This window comes from Caulobacter endophyticus, assembly GCF_003116815.1.
Lineage (GTDB): Bacteria > Pseudomonadota > Alphaproteobacteria > Caulobacterales > Caulobacteraceae > Caulobacter > Caulobacter endophyticus.
The window spans coordinates 82645-105211 of sequence record NZ_QDKQ01000052.1 but is presented as its reverse complement, the minus strand read 5'-3'; the positions used below and the strand labels follow the sequence as shown (position 1 = coordinate 105211).

Below are 22567 nucleotides of genomic sequence, written 5' to 3'. Positions count from 1 at the left end.
GTTATGACGGTAAGACGGCTCAGCCGGCGGTCTGCGCGGTCCAGGCCGCGACCAGGGCGCGGGCCCGTTCGCCGACTTCGGCGGCGGTGTAGCCGGGGCGGTAGAGCTCGCCGCCCACGCCGATGCCGGCCACGCCGATATCGAGCCAGGGCTTGAGGTTGGCCGCGCCGACGCCGCCGACGGCATAGATCGCGATGTCCTTGGGCAGCACGTCGCGCACGGCCTTCAGGTGGCCCGGGCCGAACGAGCCGGCCGGATAGAGCTTCAGGGCCTTGGCGCCCGCCTTCACGGCGACGAACGCCTCGGTCGGGGTCGAGAAGCCGGGCATGACGGTCAGGCCCAGCTCGACGGCGCGCGAGATGACGTCGGCATCGATATTGGGGGTGACGATCAGCTTGCCGCCGACCGCGGCCACGTCGTCGACCGCTTGCGGGGTCAGGACGGTGCCGGCGCCGCACAGGGCCTTGTCGCCGTAGGCTTCGCAGAGCTTGCCGATGCTGACCAGCGGCTCGGGCGAGTTCAGCGGGATCTCGATGTAGCCGATGCCGGCGTCGACGAGGGCGCCGGCGATTTCGACGATCTCGTCGGGCTTCACGCCACGCAGGATGGCGACGATGGGCGGGGCGTCAGGCAAGGACATGGGCATCACGCGTGATTGAGGAGGAAAGGGAAGACAGGCCGGCGAGCACGGCGGCGTCGCCGTCGATCTCGAAGCTGTCGCCGCCGGCGGCCTTGATGGCCTTGGCGTAGAGGGCGTTGAGGGCGGGGGCGCCGATCAGGGCGACCTTGCCCAGCTGGCCAAACCACCCGGCAGCGCCGGCGGCGTCGGCGCCGATCAGCAGGCCCGACAGGAAGCCCATGGCGTCGGCCTTGGGCAGGTCGTCGATCAGCTGGCGGCTGCGGGTCTCGAACAGCATGTGGGGCAGCAGGGCCGCGCCCTTTTCGGTGATCCGCGAGAGACCCAGGTCGAAGCCTTCGGGCGTCGCCGGCGCGTCGCCGGCTGCGGCCTTGGCCAGGATCGAATGCTCGCGCAGCACCGCGAAGATCTCGCCGACCGGGGCGGTGAGGAAGCTCGTGATCGCGCCGTCCTCGACCACGACCCACTTGGTGTGGGTGCCCGGCATGGCCAGCAGGTGGCGGCCGGTCTTCAGTTCGGGGTTCAAGGCCAGGGCGCCGAGAATCTGGGTCTCTTCGCCGCGCATGACGTCGGGGCCGCCCAGGGGGTTGGTGCAGGAAAGGCCTGGCACGATCGAGACGGTCAGGCCCCGGGCCTCGACCTTCACGAGCCGTTCGCTGATCGCGGCGGCGTCGGCGGGGCAGGGGGCGTAGGGCGCTTCGACCCAGCCGTTGCGCGAGCCGACCATGCCGCACAGCAGGATCGTCTCGGGACCGGCCTCGCGCCAGTCGCCCACCAGATCGAGGAAGGTCTGCTCGGGCGAGGCGCTCAGCGAACCGATGCCGGGGCCGTCGCGGCGGTCCAGCACGCTCTTGCCCTGGCGCAGGTAGAGGCGAAGGCGCGAGGTGCCCCAGTCGCCGAAGATCGTGATCGAGGGATCGGACGCGACCATCAGCAGGTTCCTCCGTCGCCAGCGCTTCCCACGTGAAGCCGTCCGGAGCTTTCAGCCTGCGTCATGTTCGTCCCTAAACGCGCGCCCGGCCGGAGGCTCCAGACCGGGTCGCAAGGCATTTATAATATAATAATGACCGGTGCAAACGACAGGGTGGTCCAGCCTCTTGCAAGTGTGGTCAGACCATTGTTTCGCCTAGGGGTTTAGGGTTTGCAAGACCCCGCCTGTGGCGGAAAAAGCGCGGCCATTAGCGGAAATGATAGCGCTATCAATTTTATCTTGATGACCACAATTATATGACTATAGCTACCAATCAGATTGTGTGGGGCCCTGGTCCCGCACGTCACCGGCGCCGATGAGAACGCCGGGGCGGTTTTCACTCACGGGGGAAGGAAACAGGCATGCGACGCCTTCATAACTCACATCGTTTCATGTTCGGCGCTTCGGTCCTGGCGCTCTGCGCCGTGGCTCCGTTGACAGCGCTGGCGCAGGGCGCTCAAGCGCCCGCCGACACGACCGTCGAAGAGGTCGTGGTCACCGGTCAGCGGGCCCAGATCCAGTCCGCGCAGAAGATCAAGCAGAGCGCCGAAGTGATCGTCGACTCGATCACCGCGGTCGATATCGGCGCCCTGCCGGACCGCTCGGTTTCCGAGGCCCTGCAGCGCATCTCGGGCATCACCCTGCAACGCACCAACGAAGCGCGCGACCCGGCCCGGATGGCCGCGGAAGGCGGCGGCGTGGCCATTCGCGGCCTGTCGTGGGTGCGTTCCGAGACCAATGGCCGTGACATCTTCTCGGCCAAGAACGGCCGCGGCCTGAGCTTCGAAGACGTGTCTGCCGACCTGCTGGCCGGCGTCGACGTCTACAAGAACCCGTCGTCGGACATGATCGAAGGCGGCATCGGCGGCACGGTCAACCTGCGCACCCGCCTGCCGTTCGACCAGAAGGGGCGCCTGCTGGCCTTCTCGGGCGACTACAACTACGGCGAACTGCAGAAGAAGGGCTATTACTCGGGCAACGTGATCGCCAGCGACCGCTGGGACACCAAGCTCGGCGAGTTCGGCGCCCTGATCGCCTACAGCTACGGCAGCGTCGGCAACCGCACCAACAGCATCTCGGTCGACCGCTACGACCCGATGACCGTGAACGGCAAGACCGTCTATGTGCCCAAGGCCATGGGCTGGCGTTCGGTGGACTGGGAGCAGAAGCGCCAGTCGCTGGCCTTCGCCGCCCAATGGCGTCCGAACGACAAGTTCGAGTTCTCGCTGCAGGCCATGGGCTCCAAGGCCGATCCCAAGGATCTGGAGCGCGCCGCCCTCGTCGAAAACACGATGAACCAGTCGAACGCCGACGGCTACACCTACAACTCGGCCGGCGTGTTCACCGGCGGCACCGTCTATGACGCCCAGTACACCGCCGACACCCGCGCCGGCGAAGGCCACAAGAAGACGGGCGACATCGCCCTGAACGGCAAGTGGTACGTCAACGACGCCCTGACCATCTCGGGCGACCTGCAATATGTGAAGTCGACCTCGAAGACCTCGAGCCTGACGGTCTTCACCCAGCTGCAGGACGTCGCCGGCGTCGACGGCGACCTGCCGGACGTCAACTGGAACCTTGGCACCAGCGTGCCCACGGTCACGACGATCGGCGCCAACAACACCTACGTCAAGGACCAGTACTACTGGGGCGCGGCGATGGATCACATCGACCAGAGCGAAGCCACCGAGAAGGTCGCCCGCCTGGACGTGACCTATGAGTTCCCCGAGGATGGCTGGCTCAAGAGCTTCCGCTTCGGCGTCCGCGCCACCGACAAGGACTTCGAGACCCGAGAGTCCGGTTGGAACTGGAGCCTGCTGAGCGCCCAGTACTGGGGCGGCGGCACGCCGGTCTACCTGACTGACAGCAAGACGGCGAACCTCACCGAGCTCTATACCTTCAAGAACTTCTTCGGCGGCGACGTGCGCGTGCCCGGCGTGGCCTGGTTCCCGACCGCCGCGGTGGTCACCAACGGCTCGCAGCACGCCTACGACCTGCTGAAGGACACCGAGACGGCCGGCTGGGGCTGGTCGCCGGTGACCTCGTTCCTGGACGCCAACGACAACACCCAGAACGAGAAGACCTACGCCGGCTACGGCCTGCTGCGCTTCGGCTCGGACAACCTGTTCGGCGACATGCCGCTGGACGGCAACATCGGCATCCGCGTGGTCAAGACCGAGGCCTCGGCCGACGGCGGCAGCATCGTGCCTTCGTCGCCTACCTGCGATGAACTCACCAACGCCACCTGCGCGGCCGCCAAGGCCTTCGCCGCCGGCGGCACGATCGTCTCCGGCAGCACCAAGTCCGACTACACCGACGTGCTGCCCAGCCTGAACCTGCGCCTGCACGTCACGCCGCAGCTGCAACTGCGCTTCGCCGCGTCGAAGGCCATCGTCCGTCCGACCCTGTCGCAGTTGCAGCCGTATACGGCCCTGGGCTTCGACTTCACGACCTCGGGCACGACCACGGTCTACAACGGCGCCAACGGCACCGGCGGCAACCCGAACCTGCGCCCGATCAAGGCCAACCAGTTCGACCTCAGCGCAGAGTGGTACTTCGCCCCCACGGGCAGCCTGACGTTCGCGGTCTTCCGCAAGAACATCAAGGACTACATCTTCACCGACACGGCCACCGAGCGTTACACCTCGAACGGCCAGACCTTCGACTTCGAAGTCATGCGTTACTACAACGGTGACAAGGGTTCGGTGCAGGGCTTCGAGATCGGCTACCAGCAGTTCTACGACTTCCTGCCGGGCGCGCTGTCGGGCCTGGGCGTGCAGGCCAACTACACGTTCATCGACAACGAGGGCGGCCGCAACACCGCCGTCGACGTGGACGACACCAACCAGACGGGGGGCGCCGACAACGCCGCCCTGCCGCTCGAAGGCATGTCGTCGCGCAGCTACAACGTGGCCGTGATGTACGAGAAGTATGGCATCTCGGCCCGCCTGGCCTACAACTGGCGCCAGCGCTACCTGCTGACCAGCTCGGCCGCCAACGTCAACGCCCCGGTCTGGTCGCGTGACTACGGCCAGCTGGACGGCTCGATCTTCTACAGCATCAACAAGCAGTACAAGGTCGGCGTCCAGGCGACCAACATCCTCAAGGAACGCACCGTGCTCGAGGTCGGCAACCCCGACCGCGTCGCCCCCTACAACTGGGTGGAGACCGACCGTCGCGTCGCCGTGGCGTTGCGCGCCAGCTTCTAAGCTGGTCTGACTGACGAAGACGAGGGCCCTCCGACGATCCGACCACAGGCTGGTCGGGCCGTCGGAGGGCTTTTCTGTTTTTGGGGCGGCATACGAAAAGCCCCCGGGGAGGGACGTGGTGGACCAGCGCATTCGCAAGGTCGTAGTCGTGGGCGGCGGCTCCGCCGGCTGGATGACGGCGGCGGCGTTCAGCCGGCTGCTGGTCAGTGACGCGGTAAGCGTCGAGGTTGTCGAGTCCGAGGCCATCGGTACGGTCGGCGTCGGCGAGGCCACCATCCCGACCATCCGCAACTTCAACGAAAAGCTGGGCCTCGACGAGGTCGAGTTCATCCGCGCCACCCAGGCCAGCTTCAAGCTGGGCATCGACTTCCGCGACTGGGGGCGGGTGGGCCATCGATACTTCCACGGCTTCGGCGACTTCGGCGCCGACCACGCGGCCGTCCAGGCGCATCAGCTGTGGGGCCGCCTGCGGACCCTGGGCGAGACCGGCGGCCTGGAGGACTGGTCTCTGCCGACGGCGGCGGCGATGCTGAACCGCTTCATCCCGCCGAGCCCCGACCCGCGCTCGCCGCTGCACGACTACGCCTACGCCTACCATTTCGACGCCGGGCTCTACGCGGCCTTCCTGCGCCGCTATGCCGAGGCGCAGGGCGTGACGCGCACCGAGGGCAAGATCGTCGACGTCGCCGTGCGCGGGCAGGACGGCTTCGTCGAGGCGGTGGTGCTGGAGGACGGTCGCCGCGTGGAGGGCGACCTCTTCGTCGACTGCTCGGGCTTCCGCGCCCTGCTGATCGAGGGGACGCTGAAGGCCGGCTTCGAGGACTGGTCGCGCTGGCTGCCCTGCGACCGCGCCCTGGCCGTGCCGTGCCGGACGGGCGGCGACGGCCTGACGCCCTACACCCGCTCGACCGCGCGCGAGGCCGGCTGGCAGTGGCGCATTCCGCTGCAGCACCGCACCGGCAACGGCTATGTCTATTCAAGCGCCTTCGTCGACGACGAGCGCGCCGCCCGCACCCTGATGGAAAACCTCGACGGCGAGGCGCTGGACGATCCGCGCCCGCTGCGCTTCCTGGCCGGACGCCGCAGGAAGTTCTGGGACCGCAACGTCGTGGCCGTGGGCCTGTCGGGCGGCTTCCTGGAGCCGCTGGAATCGACCTCGATCGCCCTGATCCAGAACGGCATAGCCCGGCTTCTGGAATTCTTCCCCGACCGCCGTTGCGACCCGCTTCTGGCCGATGAATTCAACCGTGTCTCGGCCCAGGAGTACGAGCGCATCCGCGACTTCATCATCCTGCACTACTGCATCAACCAGCGGGACGAGCCGATGTGGCGGCAGGTGCGCGAGGTCGAGCTGCCCGACAGCCTGCAGGCCAAGATCGCGCTCTACAAGGCCCGCGGCCATGTGGCGATCCTGGAGGGCGATGGCTTCGCGCGGCCCAGCTGGATCTCGATCTACAACGGCCTGGGCGTCGTGCCCGAGGCCTACGACCCGCTGGCCGACCGCATTCCCGAGGCCGAGCTGCGCCGCCTGATGGAGCATCGCCGGGCGCTGATCCGGCATACGGCCCAGTCCATGCCCACGCAGGCGGCCTTCATCGCCCGCCACTGCGCCGCCGCGCCGCTGGGCTGAGCCGGGCGGGGCAGGGGGAGTGACGCCCCTCCGCCGAGGCCATGCCCGCTGGTGAGGGCTTCATCGCCCAAGATTGCCGCGCTGAGGCGGGAAGGCGCAAAAAATGGGCTGACAACGCTATCAAGTCCCTTGCGTATTCATTTGTATGATTATACATATCTGACCGTGGCGCCGGGGTCGCGAAAGCGACTGTCCGGCCGTGCGATCCTCTTGCGAGGTTTGCCAGCGCGCCGCGCGAACCACCTCCCCGGTTCCGCGCGAGTCTTTTCAACCGCGCATCGCCTCCTGCGGGCGATGCGCGGATTTTTTTTGCCTTTTCGCAATCGTTACAAAGGTTTGCCGGCGTTCATGCGTCCAGGCCGCACCGTGAAAACCGGTTGCAATCGCGGCCGCCTCGGCTAATTGTCCTATTTATAAGAATGGTAGCGGTAACGAGTTGGCGGGGCTGAAGTCTCTCGCGCGTCCGCCGGAATGGGGAGGAGGCGAACGGATGTCCATCCTGATTGACAGCGCTTACTTTCCGCCGAGGGCGATCGATGCAGGCATAGGTTCCGACCGGTTCGCCAGCATGGAGGTTCTCGCGTGACGTCTTCTCGGAAGCCCAACTGGGGTCGGCAGGGCTTCGCCGCCCTGGGGGCGATCCTCAGCCTGGCCGTCGCCGCGCCGTCGTTCGCGCAAGGCCAACTGCCGAGGCTGGTGACCAAGGACGGCAGGCACGCCCTGATGGTCGACGGCAAGCCGTTCCTGATGCTGGGCGTCCAGGCCAACAACGCCGCCAACTATCCCTCGCAGATGCCCAAGGTGTGGCCGGCCGTGAAGGCCCTGCACGCCAACACCCTGGAGATCCCGATCGCCTGGGAGCAGATCGAGCCGGTCGAGGGCAAGTTCGACTTCTCCTATCTCGACCTGCTGCTGAAGCAGGCCCGCGAGAACGACACCAAGCTGGTCATCCTGTGGTTCGCCACCTGGAAGAACAACGGCCCGCAGTACGCGCCCGAATGGGTCAAGCTCGACAACAAGCGTTTCCCGCGCCTGATCAACGGCAAGGGCGAGGTCAAGAATTCGCTGTCGCCGCACTTCCGCGCGACCCTGGAGGCCGACAAGAAGGCCTTCGTCGAGCTGATGCGCTTCATCAAGGCCAACGATCCGGACCACACCGTGATCATGGTCCAGCCCGAGAACGAGGTCGGCGCCTACAGCGCCGTCCGCGACTATTCGCCGACCGCCCAGAAGATCTTCAACGGCCCGGTTCCGAAAGAGCTCGTCAAGGCGATGAACAGGAAGCCGGGGACCTGGAAGGATGTGTTCGGCAAGGACGCCGACGAGTTCTTCTACGCCTGGTCGATCGGCCGCTACGTCGACGAGATCGCCGCCGCCGGCAAGCAGGTGCTGCCGCTGCCGATGTACGTCAACGCCGCTCTGCGCGACCCCTTCAACGACCAGGACCCGTTCACCTATTCGTCGGGCGGCCCGACCTGGAACGTGCTCGACGTCTGGAAGGCCGCCGCGCCGTCGATCGACGCCCTGGCGCCCGACATCTACATGCGCGAGAGCGAGAAGGTCCGCAAAACGCTGGAGCAGTACGGCCGTCCCGACAACGCCCTGTTCGTGCCCGAGATCGGCAGCGACAAGGCCTATGCCCGCTACATCTACGACGTGCTGGGCCATCAGGGCATCGGCTTCGCCCCGTTCGGCCTCGATTTCACCGGCTATTCCAACTACCCGCTGGGCGCCAAGACGGTCGACGCCAAGACGCTGGAGAACTTCGCCGTCCACTACCGCCTGCTGTCGCCGATGGCCCGCGAGTGGGCGCGTCTGTCCTACGAGGGCAAGGTCTGGGGCGTGGGCGAGCAGGAGGGTGGCAAGCCGGAGACCATCGATCTGGGCGGCCGCTGGAACGTACGCGTCACCTATGGCGAGTGGCAGTTCGGCTCGATCGAGGCCCCGTGGATGGCCAAGGCCGAGAAGCAGCCCGACCGCGAGATCCCCGACGCCGGCGCCCTGATCGCCCAGCTGTCGCCCGACGAGTTCCTGGTCACCGGCTATCGCGCGCGCCTGACCTTCGGCTCGGCCAAGGGCGAGCGGTTCATGGTCTCGCGGGTCGAGGAAGGCCACTTCGATGAGGCGGGCCAGTGGGTGTTCGACCGGGTGTGGAACGGCGACCAGGTCGACTACGGCCTGAACCTGACCACCTTGCCCCAGATCCTGAAGGTGAAACTGGCGACCTACTAAGTCGCCGGCGGCGCGCGCGCCCCTTGTCCCGAGCGTGTCGGAGGACGAGGGACGCGAGACTCTCAAGAGTAACGTCGGTCCGTCCAAGGGCCGCGGCTAGAACTAAAGACAACAGGGAAGAAGAACGACATGCGCAGTCTTTACGCCGGCCTCGCCCTGGCCCTGCTGGCCTCGACCAGCGCCTTCGCCCTCGACGGCGGCTTCGAGAAGACCGCCGACGGCGTGGTCGTGACCCCCGCCTCGGGTCCGGCCAGGAAGGTGCGGCTGCAGGTGATGGGCGAGCGGATCATCCACGTCACCGCCTCGCCGACCGACAGCTTCGACGCGCCGCCCAGCCTGATGGTCACGGCCAGGCCGGTGTCGACCGGCTTCACGGTCGACGAGAAGGGCGGGGTGCTGACGCTGAAAACCGCCAAGGCCACGGCGCAAGTCTCGCTGAAGGACGGCACGGTCGACTTCCTCGACGCCAAGGGCGCCAAGGTGCTGGCCGAGCGCGACCGCGGCGCCTTCACGCCGGTCAAGGTCGAGGGGCAGGACTTCTACGCCGTCCGCCAGCAATTCAATCCGGGCACGGACGAGGCCTTCTACGGCCTTGGCCAGCACCAGAACGGCCAGATGAACTACAATGGCCGCGACGTGGAGCTGCTGCAGTACAACCGCGCCATCGCCGTGCCGATGCTGCTGTCGTCCAAGGGCTACGGCCTCTTGTGGGACAACAACTCGATCACCCGCTTCGGCAATCCGATCCCCTACGACGTCGCCTCGCGCGACCTGAAGATCTTCGACGCCGACGGCAAGGTTGGCGGCTTCACAGCCAAATATTACCAGAACGGCCAGCTGAAGGTTACGCGGGTCGAGAAGGACATCGACTACCGCTTCCTGAAAGACCTGCCGAACTGGCCGAGAGAGTTGCAGGACGCGGCCAAGAAGAACCTGCCGGGCCAGACCGTGACATGGGAGGGCTTCGTCCAGACCGACAAGGCCGGCGAGCACAACTTCAAGCTCTATTCCAGCGGCTACGCCAAGGTTTGGCTGGACGGCCAGCTGGTCATCGACCGCTGGCGGCAGAACTGGAACCCCTGGTATCACAACTTCGACGCCAAGCTGACGCCGGGCAAGAAGCACAAGGTGCGCGTCGAGTGGACGCCCGACGACGGCTATATCGGCCTGCTGCACAACGACCCGATGCCGGCGCTGGACCGTCACTCGCTGCAACTGACGTCGGAAGTCGGCAAGGCCATCGACTACTACTATATCGGCGGCGAGGACCTCGATCAGGTCGTCTCGGGCTACCGCGACCTGACCGGCTCGGCGGTGATGATGCCGCGCTGGGCCTACGGCTTCTGGCAGTCGCGCCAGCGCTACGAGACCCAGGACCAGATCGTCGGCGTGGTGAAGGAGTACCGCAGGCGCGGCCTGCCGCTCGACAACATCGTCATGGACTGGCGCTACTGGAAGGACCCTGAGTGGGGCACGCACAAGTTCGACGAAACGCGTTTCCCCAGCCCGCAGAAGATGGTGGACGACATCCACGGGATGAACGCCCACTTCATGATCTCGATCTGGCCGAAGTTCTATCCGACCACGGACAACTTCAAGGAGCTGGACGCCAAGGGCCACATGTACAAGCGCAATATCGAGCAGGGCGCGCTTGACTGGGTCGGCCCGGGCTACCTGAACTCGTTCTACGATCCCTACAGCCAAGAAGCCCGTGACATCTACTGGAAGCAGGTCAAGCGCGACCTCAAGGTTTACGGTGTCGACGCCTGGTGGATGGACGCCTCCGAGCCCGACCTGCACTCCAACGTCGACGTGCCAGAGCGCACCCTGCGCATGAGCCCGACGGCGCTGGGCCCGGGCGCGGAGTATTTCAACAGCTATGCGCTGGAGCACACCCGCGGCGTCTATGAAGGTGAGATCAAGGACAATCCGGACGTTCGCCCGTTCATCCTGACCCGCTCGGGCTTCGGCGGCTTGCAGCGCAACGCCTCGGCGGTCTGGAGCGGCGACGTGGTGGCGCGCTGGGACGACTTCCGCGACCAGATCTCGGCGGGCGTGAACCTGTCGATGTCGGGCATTCCCAACTGGACCACCGACATCGGCGGCTTCTCCGTCGAGAAGCGCTACGAGACCAAGGACCCCGCCCACTGGGCCGAGTGGCAGGAACTGAACCTGCGCTGGTTCCAGTTCGGCGCCTTCAGCCCGCTGTTCCGCAGCCACGGCGAGCTGCCGTTCCGCGAAATCTACGAACTCGCCGACGAGGGCAGCGATATCTACAAGTCGCTGGCCTGGTACGACGAGCTGCGCTACCGGCTGATGCCCTACGTCTACACCCTGGCGGCCGACACCTATCACCGCGACGGCAGCATGATGCGCGGCCTGGTGATGGACTATCCGACCGACGCCAAGGCCCGGAACGTCGACGACCAGTACCTGTTCGGCCAGGACTTCCTGGTCGCGCCGGTCACCGCCTTCAAGGCCCGCTCGCGCGGCGTCTACCTGCCGGCGGGAACCTGGTACGACTTCGAGACGGGCAAGGCCTTCAAGGGCGGCCAGACGGTCAAGGCCGACGCGCCGCTGGCCCGCATGCCGCTGTTCGTGAAGGCCGGCGCCATCGTGCCGACCACGGTCGTCCAGCAGTATGTCGGCGAGAAGCCCGACGCTCCGATCACCCTGCTGGTGTTCACCGGCAAGGACGGCAGGTACGAGCTCTACGAAGACGACGGCCTGTCCAACGGCTACGCCCGCGGCGCCTGGGCCCGCACGCCGATCTCCTATGACGACGCCACTGGCCGGGTGACGATCGGCGCTCGCTCGGGCGGCTTCAAGGGCCTGGTGGAAAAGCGCACCTTCAACGTCCGCTTCATCGGCAAGGGCGCAAAGCCGACCGACTTCGACGCTGCGGCCGACCTGACGGTGGAGTACGACGGCAAGCCGGTGGTGCTGACCCGCAAGTAGGCGGTCTCCACCTGCGATCGTGGAGCCCCGGCGCCGCAAGCGCCGGGGCTTTGCTTTGCGGGGAAGGGCGGTCCACCTTGGCGGCGACGAATCCGAAGAGGGCCGCTCCATGTCCAAGTTCATCGCCGCCGCCGCGCTCGCGGCTTCGCTCGCCGCCGCGCCCGCCGCCTTCGCGGGCGACTGGTCGCTGGCCATTCATGGCGGGGCGGGGGTGATCAATCGCGGCAGCCTGACGCCCGAGAAGGACGCGGCCTATCGCGCCGGTCTCGACGCGGCGCTGAAGGCCGGCTCGGAAGTGCTGGAAAAGGGCGGCTCCAGCCTCGACGCGGTCGAGGCGGCGGTGAAGGTGCTGGAGGACAATCCGCTGTTCAACGCCGGCCGCGGCGCGGTCTTCACCGCCGACGGCAGGAACGAGCTGGACGCCTCGATCATGGACGGCGCGACCCTGAAGGCCGGCGCGGTGGCGGGCGTGACCCGTACGAAGCATCCGATCAGCCTGGCGCGGACTGTGATGGAGAAGTCGCCGCACGTGATGCTGGCTCGCGAGGGCGCCGACAAGTTCTCGGTCGAGCAGGGCCTGGAGCAGGTCGATCCGTCCTACTTCCGAACCGAGGAGCGGTGGAAGCAACTGGAGTCCTGGCGCGCCAAGCAGAAGGCGGCGCTGGACCCGACCCACCTCTACGGCACGGTCGGCGCCGTGGCGATCGACGCCAAGGGCCATCTGGCGGCCGCCACCTCGACCGGCGGCATGGTCGGCAAGAAGTGGGGCCGTATCGGCGACAGCCCGATCATCGGCGCGGGAACCTATGCCCAGGACGGCGTCTGCGCGGTCTCGGCCACGGGCTCTGGCGAATACTTCATCCGCACCAGCGCCGCCCACCAGGTCTGCGCCCGCATCGCCTGGAAGGGCGAGGACCTCAAGACCGCCGGCGAGGCGACGATCAAGGCCATCGGCGATATCGGCGGCGACGGCGGCATGATCACCATGAACGCCAGGGGCGAGGTCGCCTTCCCGATGAACAGCTCGGGCATGTACCGCGGCTGGGCCAGCGCCAAGGGCCGGGGCACGGCGATCTACGCGGACGAGGGAAAGTGATCCTCCCCCTGAAGGGGGAGGTGTCGCCAAAGGCGACGGAGGGGGAAGTGGCTGCCGAGGGGGATGACTTCCCGCTCCGACCGCTTCGCGGCCACCTCCCTCTTCGGGGGGGGGATTTTTTAAGCCGCCGCCACCAGCTTCGGCTGGATCAGCGCGGCGGCGTTGATCCGCCGGCCGCCAGGCTTGATGACTTCCAGGTGCACGTGGTCGGTGATGCCTGGATAGTGCTTCTGCAGGCTGGCCACGTGGCCGATCACCTGGCCCAGGCGGATGGTCTGGCCGACCTCGACGTCGGGATCGACGTAGAAGGCGCGGGCGACGTAGCCCAGGGCCGGGTTGGTGATCTCGACGAAGCGCAGGTCCGGCGCGTCGGCATAGGCGTAACCGATCTTGGTCACGTAGCCCGACATCGGGGCCTTGGCGGCCTGGCCGGCGACAGCGACGTAGTCGACGCCCTCGTGCTTTCGCGAGCCGCCGTCGCGGCGGGCGCCGAAGGCGCCGTCGCCGAAGTCGTCATGCTCACGCGGGGCCGCGCCCGTGGGGTTGGCGAAGTCTGGCGCGCCGTCGCCGTCGACGTCGGCGCCTTTCCAGACCGTCTCCATGCGTACGGGCTGCGGCGGCGCCTCGTCCAGCTTGTTGAGCAAGGTCTGAACCGCCGGCCGGGCGCCGCGGTTCACGTGCGGGCTTTCCATCGCCAGACCCGCCATCGGCGCGAAGAGCACCGTCAGACCCAGGGCGATCCGCGCCTGGGGAGGAAGCTTCTTCAGCGCCGGAAAATGCATTTCGCCATCCTATGGATCGTTTCACGTCGTGGGGCGTTCAGCGCGCCACGGGCGTCGTTAACCATTCAGATAAGGCGATGAAAAGGCAGGCCTACTGCGTCAGGACGACGCGCATGTGCTTGGATATGCTCAAGCTAAGCACTCGAGATTCAATCGAACATTGATCGAAAGCAGGCCTACGCGCCGGCCAGGACTGAGCGGATACGGTCGGCCAGTTCCCTGTTCTCGAAGGGCTTGCGCACCAGCGAAAGGTCCGTCCGCTCGGGCGTGACGTCGGCGTGGCCGGTGACCAGGATCACCCGGATGCCGGGCGACAGGTCCTTGGCCGCGCGGGCCAGTTCCACGCCGGTCATGCCGGGCATGGCGAAGTCGGCGATCATCAGGTCTGGGCGGACGTCGGCCACCTTGCGCAGGGCCTGCTCGCCGTCCTCGGCCTCGATCACCCGGTGGCCCAGGTCGCGGACCATGGCCACGGTGACGGCGCGCACGGTGGGGTCGTCATCGACCACCAGCACGCTGCGCGAGGGCTGCCTGTCGAGGGCCTGCTCGACCGGCGCGCAGTCCTGGCTCGGCCCGCAGTCGCCCAGGCCGCGGGGCAGGTAGAGGTTCACGGCCGTGCCTTCGCCGGGCTGGCTGTCGATGTCGATCGCCCCGCCCGAGCGCTGGGCGAAGCCGTAGACCATCGACAGGCCCAGGCCCGTGCCCTTGCCAACAGGCTTGGTGGTGAAGAACGGCTCGAAGATGCGGGCCATCAGTTCGGGCGAAATGCCCTCGCCGGTGTCTCGCACCGTAACCAGCACGTAGTCGCCGTCGGGCAGGTCGTGGCGCGAGGTCGCGCCGGCCATGGCCAGGTTGCGGGCGCTGATCGTGATGACCCCGCCGTCGGGCATGGCGTCGCGGGCGTTGACCGACAGGTTCAGCACCGCCAGCTCCAGCTGGTCGGGCTCGACATGCGCCGACCACAGGTCCTTGGGCAGGTCCCAGGTGATCCGGGCCGAGCCGCCCAGGGTGCGCACGAGGATGGCGTCCATGCCCATCAGGGTGTCGGCCACGTCGACGACCTTGGGCTGGCTTTCCTGCTGGCGGCTGAAGCCGAGCAGGCGGTGGGTCAGGGCCGCGCCCTTGCGCGCCGCCAGGCTGGCGTTGTCGAGATAGCGCCGCACCTTGTCGGGGTCGGGCAGGCGACGACCGGCCAGCTCCAGGCTGCCCAGGATGGCGGTCAGCAGGTTGTTGAAGTCGTGGGCCACGCCGCCGGCCAGGGTGCCCAGCGCCTGCAGCTTGTCGGCCTGGCGCAGGCGGATCTCGGCCATCTTCTGGTCGGTGACGTCGCGCTCGATGACCAGCAGGTGCCCGGCCTCGTCGCGCAGCGGCACGTACTGGCGCTCGGTCCAGACCGGGCCGGCCAGGGTGGCCTCTTCCTCGACCACCTGCACCGGCTGGCCGGCCGCCAGGGCTTCGGCGGCCTGGGGCGCGTCGGCGAAGGGATGATCGGCCGAGGCGTTGGTGCGCACAACCCGGCCCTGGGCGTCCTTAAAGGCGATGACGGCGGGGATGCTGTCCATGAGGCCCCGCAGCAGGGCCTGCTCGGTGCGCAGGGCGCGGCGCAGCCGCGTGCGCTCGACCCCTGCGGCCACGGCCGCACGCAGGGCTTCGGGCTCCCACGGCTTGGCGACATAGCCGCTGACGCCGCCCAGGTTCAGGGCCGAGACCACGGCCGACAGGTCGGCGTAGCCGGTCAGCAGGATGGAGTCGGCGTCGCTGATCGACCGGGCGGCGGCTAGGAACTGGTCGCCGGTCAGGCCGGGCATACGCTGGTCCGACAGGATCAGGGCGACCGAAGGCTCCTGGGCCAGTATGTCCAGGGCCTTGCCCGGGGCGTTGCTGGTCAGGACCCGGTAGCGGTCCTCCAGCAGGTCCTCCAGGGCGACGAGGATGTCGGGCTCGTCGTCGACGACGAGGATCGTCGGGCGTTCGCTCCCGGAAGCGATCATCGGCCTTCTCCGTCGGTGACAGGGGGCGGAATGGTGATGGTGAAGCGGGCGCCGCCCAGTTCGCCCTGGTCGATGGCGATGGCTCCGCCATGGGCGCGCACCACGTTGTAGGCGATAGCCAGGCCCAGGCCCGTGCCCGCGCCCACGGGCTTGGTGGTGAAGAACGGCTCGAAGATGCGGTCGCGTAGATCGGGCGGCACGCCGGGGCCGGAGTCCTCGACCACGATGACGAAGTCGCCGCCCTCGTCGCGGGTGGAGACGGCGATCACGCCTTGGCCGCCGCTGGAACCGCCCAGCGCGTCGGCGGCGTTGCCGACGATGTTCATGACGACCTGGTTCAGGAGGGCCGGCGAGCCCTCCAGGGTGTTGCGGGCGGCGTAGTCGCGGCGCACCTCGATGCCGTCGCCCAGCTTGTGGGTCAGCAGGGCCAGCACGGTTTCGATGGAGTCGGCGGCGTCCAGCACATGGCGGTCGCCCTCGTCGAGGCGCGAGAACTTGCGCAGGTTCAGAACCAGATCCTGGATGCGCTTCATGCCCACCCGCATCGAGGCCAGGCGCGCCTTGGCCTTGTCCAGGCCTGGAGAGGGGCTCTCGTCGGCGGCCGTGGCGATCAGCCGCTCGACGGTGTCCTGATGGCCCAGCAGGAAGGCCAGCGGGTTGTTGATCTCGTGGGCGATGCCGGCGACCAGTTCGCCCAGCGAGGCCATCTTGGCGGCCTGGACCAGTTGGCCTTGCGCGTCCTTCAGCTGGCGGTTGGCGCTGGCCAGGTCGTCGGCGACGGCGGCGCGGGCTTCGGCTCTCGCGAGCGCCAGTTCCTGGGAGCGGGCCTCTCCGGCGCTGCGGCGGGCCTCGTCGGCCATCAGCTTGCGGCGCAGCTGGGCGCGGACGCGCGCCCGCACCACCTCGTCGCTGGCCGAGGCGGGAACCACGTCGTCGGCGCCGGCCTCGAGCGCGTCGGTCAGCAGGTCGCGGTCGCTTTCCTCGCCGCCGAAGGCCAGCAGCTGGAACGGCGCCCCCAGCCGCGCGCGGCGCGCGTCCAGCGCGGCCAGCAGGGCCAGATCGTCGCGATCGCCGCCGCGCACGCCCACCACCACGCCATCCAGCTCGCCGTCGAGGGCGCGGGCGTCGGGGTCCAGCCGGTCCAGCGCCGCCACCTCGTAGCCGTCGTGCTCGAGGAGGTGGCCGAGGCGAAGGCGCAGGGTGGCGCTGGGATGAGCGACCAGCACCCGGGCGCGACGGAAAGGTTCCGACGCCTTGGGGGCGGCGCTTTCGGAACGAGCCCGGCGCAGCAGCGCCTTCAACCGCACGATCACCACCTTGGGGTCGGCCGACTTGGCGACGTAGGCGTCGGCACCGCTCTCCAGGCCCTGGCGTTCCAGGTCGCTCTCGCGCGCACCCGTCAGCATCAGCACCGGCAGGGCGCGGGTGCGGCCGTTGAGGCGGATCTGGCGCGAGAGCTCGCGGCCGTCCATGCCGGGCAGGTGGAAGTCTGCGACGATCAGATCGGGCAGGTGGGCGTTCAAATGCTCCAGCGCCGCCTCGCCGCTGGCCGCGCACGACACCGAGAAGCCCTCCGCCTCCAGCAGGCCTCGCAGGCGCAGGGCCTGGGTCTCGGAATCCTCGACGACCAGGACCGACGCGCTCATGCGTCCTCCCTCCGCCGAGCCAACTGAGCGATGCGCGGGCCGATCAGGTCGAGGCCGAGCACGGCGCGGGCCGCGCCCAGCTTCACGGCGGCGGCGGGCATGCCGTAGACCACGGCGCTGCTCTCATGCTCGGCGATGGTGAAGCCGCCGGCCGCGCGCAGTTCGGACAGGCCCTTGGCGCCGTCCTCGCCCATGCCGGTCAGCAGGGCCGCGACGGTACGCGAGCCCACAGATCGCGCCAGCGACTGAAAGAGCACCGTGGCCGACGGCCGCTGGCCGCTGATCGGCGTAGCCCCCGACAGGCGCAGCACGCCGCCTGGCGTCAGGGTCAGGTGGCGGTCGCCGGGCGCGACATAGGCTCGGCCGGGCAAGGCCAGCTCGCCGTCCCTGGCCACGGCGACGCGGATCGGCGACAGCCCGTCCAGCCAGCCGGCGAACCCTTCCATGAAGGCCGCGCCCATGTGCTGGACGATCAGGATCGGGGCGGGGAAGTCGGCCGGCAGGGCGTCAAGCACCCGGGCCAGGGCCGGCGGCCCACCGGTCGAGGCGGCCAGGGCCAGATAGCCTAGGTCCTGGAAGTCGGCGGAGGGCGAAGGCGGCGTGGCTTCGCGCGGCGCGCGGGCGGCTCCGCCGATCGCCCGGCGGCGTATCACCGGCACGCTGCTCATGATGAAGAGCTGGGTGCAGATGGTGTCGGCCAGCCGTTCATAGCCGTCGGTGGCCAGGCCCACGGGCTTTTCCACCACCGTCAAGGCGCCGGCCCGCAGCGCGTTCATCGAGATCTTCAGCGAGGCGTCCTCGACCGCATCGGCGATAACGACGATCGGGGTCGGGTGGTCCGACATGATCCGCGCGGTGGCCTCCAGCCCGTCCATGCCGGGCAGGCGGATGTCCATCGAGATGACGTCGGGCTTCACCTGGCCGATGCAGGCCTGGGCCTCTTCGGCCGAGGCGACGGCGGCGGCCACGGTCAGGCGCGGGTCGCGCTCGACGATGTGGGTCAGCAGGGTGCGCACCACCGTCGAATCCTCGACGATCATCACCCGCACGGGCTTGCCCGACGCCTTCACAGCAACTGCCCGATGGCGGCCAGCAGCTCGCGCTGGTCGAACTTCTGCTTGGTGATGTAGGCCTCGGCGCCCAGGTCGAGGCCCCGGCGCACGTCGGCGGCGTCGGCGCGCGAGGTCATCAGGATCACCGGCGTGGCGGCCAGGGCCGCGTCGGCCTTCACCGCCTGCAGCAGCGAGAAGCCGTCCATGCGCGGCATCTCGATGTCGGCGACCACCAGGTCGATAATCGCCTGGCCCGAGCGCAGCAGGTTCAGGGCGTCCAGGCCATCGACGGCCAGCAGCACGCGATAGCCCTGAGCCTCCAGTATGCTCTTCTCCAGCGTCCGGGTGGTGATGGAGTCGTCGACCACCAGGATGGTGCGGGCCGTCTCGTCGGCGTCGTCGGCGCTCTCGGCGAAGCCGAGGCCCCCCGCGGCCAGATGGCGCTGGTCGCGCAGCCAGCGGCGCACCAGGGCGTCAGGATCGAGCGCCAGGGCCGGGGCCTGGTCGTCGAGCTGCACCGCGCCGGCGATCAAGTCAGCGTCGAGATCGTCGGCGTCCAGGTCCTCGACCAGGGCCGAGCGGACGTCGCACAGGGCGTCGACAGCCATGGCCACGTGGCGGCGGCCGTGGCTGAGCAGCACGGCCGACACCGCGCCGGCGTGAACGGGAACTTCGGCGGCGACGCCGGTCAGGAGAGCGGAAAGCGGAACCATTGGGACGATAACGTCGTCCCCATCGATGGCGATCCGTGCGGCCGGGTGTCCTTCCACGGTTTCCAGCGTGGTGGCGTCCAGGCGCAACAATCGGCGCACGCCCAGCGAGGGCAGGGCGGCCTGGCGACCCTGGATGTCGACGAACAGCAGCGACTGTCGCGCCGCCGACAGTGGGGTCGACAGCACCACCCGCGCGCCCCAGGGGCGGCCGGCGGTGAGGCGCAGTTCGCCGCGCAGCTTGCGGACGGCCTCGGCGACAACCGACAGGCCCATGCCGCGTCCAGCCAGGCGGTCGATCCCTTGTGCGGTTGAGACGCCCGGCGCGAAGGCGTGGGCCAGAAGTTCCTCGGGCGTGGGCGCGGGCGCGCCTTCGGGGCGGGGCTGCATCAGGCCCTTGTCGACGGCGGCGGCTTCCAGCCGGGCGAGGTCGGGGCCGGGGCCGTCGTCGGCGATCTCGATGCGCAGGCGTCCCGACGCGGCCGAGACGGCCATGACCACGGTCAGGCGATCGGGCTTGCCCGCCGCCGCGCGGGCTTCGGGCGCCTCGCGACCATGGCTGACGGCGTTGCGCAGCAGGTGCATCACCGGGTCCTTCAGCGCCTGCAGCACCCGGCGATCGGCCCGGGTCTCCAGGCCGCTGACGCGCACGTCGACGGGAACCCCGGCCTCGCGGGCGATGTCGCGGACCATCGAGGAAAAGCCGCCGAACACGGTCTCGGCCGGGGCCTGGCTGATCTCCTCCACGCGGCCGCGCAGGTCCGACAGGCCCTGGTCCAGCGCCCAGCCGGCCCTCACCCGGCGCACCGACAGCTCGTTGAGGGCGCGCGACAGGTCCTTCAGGCCTTGCTCGACCTCGCGCACGCGGCCGGCGGCGGAGCGGGCGTCGCGCCAGCGACGCTCCAGCTTGCGGGCGTCGGACGCCAGGCGGCGCAGGTCCTCGTCGATGGCCCCGTGGTCGAGCACGTCGCCCGACAGGGTCTGCATGGCGCGCGACAGGCCGGCCACGGCCTCGACGTCGATGCGCACCAGCTCGACCGCCTCCTCGGGCGCGGGAGCCGCGGCGGTCGTCTCGGCGGGCTTGGGCGCGGGTGGGGCGTAGGCTGCTGCGGCGGCGTCCTCGACCGCGTCGAGCAGCCCTTCCAGCGTCGCGGCCGTGGCCGCGTCGAGCATGCGCGCGCCGTCCATAAGTTCGGCGCACAGGCTTTCCAGCGCGTGGGCCTGCTCCTCGACGACCGGCAGGTCGACGGCCCGGGCCGCGCCCTTCAGGCTATGGGCGCGGCGAAAGATCTCGCGCGCGTCTGCCTCGCCGCCGGCCGCTATGGCCTGGCGGATCGCCTGCAGGTGCTCGCGGTGTTCGAGGTCGAACGCCGCCAGAAGCTGTCGCCGGATGTCGGGCACGTCGCGATCAGGTCCGGTAGCGCTCGGACAGGGCGAGCAGCTGGCGCGACAGGTCCGACAGATTGGCGGCGGCCTCGTCAAGCTGACGGGTGCCCGCGGCGGTCTGCTGGCTGGCCTGGCGGATGTTCTGCAGCGCGCCCATCACCTGCTCGATGCCCAGCTGCTGCTGGTTGGTCGAGGCGACGATCTGCTGGAAGGTCTGGACGCTTTCCTGCACCCGGCCGGTGATCTCGGTGATCGTGCGCTGGGTGGTGTCGGTACGCTCCTTGCCGGCGGCCACGCGCTTGACGGCCTCCTCGGTCAGCATCACCGAGGCGTTGATGCCACGCTGGATGTCGCCGAGGATCGAGCGCACCTGGGTGGTGGCTTCCTTGGCCTGGTCGGCCAGCATCTTCATCTCCGAGGCCACGACCGCGAAGCTGCGCCCATTCTCGCCGGCCGAGGCGGCCTCGATGGCGGCGTTCAGGGCCAGGAGGTGCGAGCGCTCGGAGATATCGTTGACGGTGGCGATGATGTCGCCGATCGCCTGGGTCTTCTCCGACAGGGCGACGATGTTCTCGGCCACGGCCTCGGCCTGCTCGCGGATGGCGTCCATGGCCTTGGCGGTCTCGTCGACGGCGCGCAGGCCCTCGTTGCTGGTGTGGGCGGTGGCCTGGGCCGAGGCGATGACCTCCTGGGCGCGCTTGCCGATCTGGGCGCCGGAGTGGGTGATCTCGTCGACGGTGGCGGCGGTCTCCTGCACGGCGGCCAACTGCTCCTCGACGCTGGCGGCTTGCTCCTGGGTCGAGGCGCGGATCTCGGCGGTGGCGGCGTTGAGGTTCTCGGTGGCCTCGCGGCTCTGGCGGGCCAGCACGATCAGGCCGTCGACCATGGTGTTCAGCGTGCCGCCCAGCTTGCCGATCTCGTCTGTGCTGACGGCGGCGGCGCGGCCGGTCAGGTCGCCTTCGCCCACCTTGGCCACGAAGCCCATGAAGGCGCCCAGCGGCCCGACGATCGAGCCGCGGATGGCCCAGGTGATGGCGCCCGCGACGATCGAAGCCACGATCAGGGCGACGATGATCGACACCTGGCTGACCTTGTAGACGTCGTTGATGCGGCGCTGGCCCGACAGGATGGCGTCGTCCAGCACGTCTTCCGCGCCCTGGATGCCGCGGCCGAACTCGCCGCGACGCTGGACGAGGGCGGTCTGGGCGGCGGCCACGCCGGCGCTGTCGTTGCGGCGAATGGCGCTGAACAGGTTCTCGGTGTCGGTGCGACCCTGGCGCGAAGAGGCGGCGGTCTGGTTCAGGTAATCCTCGATCCGGCGCCAGGCGTCGGCGCGCTCGGCCGACAGGGCGCCCTGGCGATAGTCGCGGGCGGCCGAGGCGGCCTTTTCCAGCGCCGTGTCCATGTCGACGCCGCGCTGACGCCAGCGGGTGACGGGGTCTTCCTCGTTGCCGCCCACGCCGCCGGCCGAGCGCGACAGGTAGCTGGTGATCACCGCGTCGCTCGCCGCGCGCATCTCGTTGGCGGTGGTGCGGATCTGGGCGATCTGACGGACCACGGCCATGTCGCGGGTGACGATGGTCTCGGTGGTGTCCTTGACCACGCCGATCTGGACGAGGCCGAACAGGCCCACCCCCAGCAGCAGGACGGTGACGGCCGCGAAGCCGAGGATGATGCGGTTGGCGATGGTCACTAGGCTCTTGCCCCCAAGGCGGCGGAAACGTGGTCGGCGACGAGGTCGTCGAGATCGAGAAGGGTGACGGTGCGCCCGGCGAGATCGCCGGGGCCTTGCGCGACGACGCCCCGCACGCCGCCCTCGAAGGCGTCGCCGGAGGCCTCGCGAGCGATCTTGGCGGCGCCGGGCGCGGCGTCGACGCGCAGGGCGAGGTTCCCCGCGCCGCGCAGGGCGACTACGAAGCCCAGGGCGTCTGGCGCGGCCGGCGCCGAGCCGGTGAGGCGGGAAAGGTCGAGCACGCGGCGCAGGCGGCCGTTGACGCTGGCCAGGCCCAGCAGGCCGGGCCGGCCGCCGGTCGGCGTCAGGCGGCGGGGCTCGAACGGGGTGACGCGCTCGATAGCGGCCAGGGGCAGCGCTAGTAGGCCCGCTCCGGCCTGGCACAGCATCACGTCTTCGAGGGCCGTTTCGGGTTCGGGCGCGGTCCGGCGTTCGGCAAGCCGACGGGTGCGCGCCGCCAGGATCGCCCGGGCGCGCGCATCGTCCAAAAGTCCCCCCGTTCCGTCGCCGCCTGAGGCGTCGGCCTTACTCATGTC

14 protein-coding genes are annotated in these 22567 nt (G+C 69.0%); 5 read left to right on the top strand and 9 right to left on the bottom strand.

Features of this window, described 5'->3' with window-relative positions:
* Window positions 1-19: 19 nt before the first annotated feature.
* Window positions 20-640: a 2-dehydro-3-deoxy-6-phosphogalactonate aldolase gene (locus DDF67_RS14130; RefSeq protein ID WP_109101499.1), complete on the bottom strand. Its 621-nt coding sequence runs from the start codon at window positions 638-640 to the stop codon at window positions 20-22.
* Window positions 627-1568, bottom strand: a complete 942-nt coding sequence (locus DDF67_RS14125; protein WP_109101498.1) for a 2-dehydro-3-deoxygalactonokinase — start codon at window positions 1566-1568, stop codon at window positions 627-629. Before DDF67_RS14125 ends, DDF67_RS14130 begins: the two co-directional genes overlap by 14 nt.
* A gap of 401 nt (window positions 1569-1969) precedes the next feature.
* On the opposite strand from DDF67_RS14125, the gene DDF67_RS14120 reads away from it, so the two are divergent.
* The 5 genes from DDF67_RS14120 to DDF67_RS14100 all read left to right on the top strand — a co-directional run bounded on the left by DDF67_RS14120 (window position 1970) and on the right by DDF67_RS14100 (window position 12732).
* A complete protein-coding gene (locus tag DDF67_RS14120) occupies window positions 1970-4816 on the top strand; it encodes a TonB-dependent receptor (RefSeq protein ID WP_199229236.1) in 2847 nt (948 codons plus the stop codon).
* A 115-nt stretch (window positions 4817-4931) separates the two neighbouring features.
* The gene (locus tag DDF67_RS14115; RefSeq protein WP_109101496.1) at window positions 4932-6446 is read left to right on the top strand and encodes a tryptophan halogenase family protein; all 1515 of its coding nucleotides are present in this window, start codon (window positions 4932-4934) and stop codon (window positions 6444-6446) included.
* 582 nt (window positions 6447-7028) lie between these two features.
* A complete protein-coding gene (locus tag DDF67_RS14110) occupies window positions 7029-8678 on the top strand; it encodes a DUF5597 domain-containing protein (RefSeq protein ID WP_332888329.1) in 1650 nt (549 codons plus the stop codon).
* Between the two features lie 129 nt (window positions 8679-8807).
* On the top strand, window positions 8808-11636 hold the full coding sequence (locus DDF67_RS14105) for a TIM-barrel domain-containing protein (RefSeq protein WP_109101495.1): 2829 nt from the start codon (window positions 8808-8810) through the stop codon (window positions 11634-11636).
* A gap of 109 nt (window positions 11637-11745) precedes the next feature.
* Window positions 11746-12732 carry an isoaspartyl peptidase/L-asparaginase family protein gene (locus DDF67_RS14100; RefSeq protein ID WP_109101494.1) on the top strand — a complete coding sequence of 329 codons (987 nt, stop codon included), beginning with the start codon at window positions 11746-11748 and terminating at the stop codon, window positions 12730-12732.
* Between the two features lie 119 nt (window positions 12733-12851).
* On the opposite strand, the gene DDF67_RS14095 is transcribed toward DDF67_RS14100, so the two are convergent.
* The 7 genes from DDF67_RS14095 to DDF67_RS14065 form a co-directional block, all read right to left on the bottom strand.
* Entirely contained in the window at window positions 12852-13514 is a 663-nt protein-coding gene (locus DDF67_RS14095) for a M23 family metallopeptidase (RefSeq protein WP_109101493.1), read from the bottom strand.
* A gap of 176 nt (window positions 13515-13690) precedes the next feature.
* Window positions 13691-15505 carry a response regulator gene (locus tag DDF67_RS14090; protein WP_109101492.1) on the bottom strand — a complete coding sequence of 605 codons (1815 nt, stop codon included), beginning with the start codon at window positions 15503-15505 and terminating at the stop codon, window positions 13691-13693.
* Window positions 15502-17151 carry a response regulator gene (locus tag DDF67_RS14085; RefSeq protein ID WP_109101491.1) on the bottom strand — a complete coding sequence of 550 codons (1650 nt, stop codon included), beginning with the start codon at window positions 17149-17151 and terminating at the stop codon, window positions 15502-15504. Before DDF67_RS14085 ends, DDF67_RS14090 begins: the two co-directional genes overlap by 4 nt.
* Window positions 17148-18221 (bottom strand): chemotaxis-specific protein-glutamate methyltransferase CheB, encoded by a 1074-nt coding sequence (gene cheB / locus DDF67_RS14080; protein ID WP_199229234.1) that lies wholly within the window; start codon window positions 18219-18221, stop codon window positions 17148-17150. Before cheB ends, DDF67_RS14085 begins: the two co-directional genes overlap by 4 nt.
* On the bottom strand, window positions 18218-20314 hold the full coding sequence (locus tag DDF67_RS14075) for a hybrid sensor histidine kinase/response regulator (protein WP_109101490.1): 2097 nt from the start codon (window positions 20312-20314) through the stop codon (window positions 18218-18220). Before DDF67_RS14075 ends, cheB begins: the two co-directional genes overlap by 4 nt.
* A gap of 7 nt (window positions 20315-20321) precedes the next feature.
* A complete protein-coding gene (locus DDF67_RS14070) occupies window positions 20322-21992 on the bottom strand; it encodes a methyl-accepting chemotaxis protein (RefSeq protein ID WP_109101489.1) in 1671 nt (556 codons plus the stop codon).
* Complete coding sequence (locus tag DDF67_RS14065; protein WP_109101488.1) at window positions 21992-22564, bottom strand: chemotaxis protein CheW; 573 nt, start codon at window positions 22562-22564, stop codon at window positions 21992-21994. The genes DDF67_RS14070 and DDF67_RS14065 overlap by 1 nt, the downstream gene beginning before the upstream one ends.
* Between the last annotated feature and the right edge of the window lie 3 nt (window positions 22565-22567).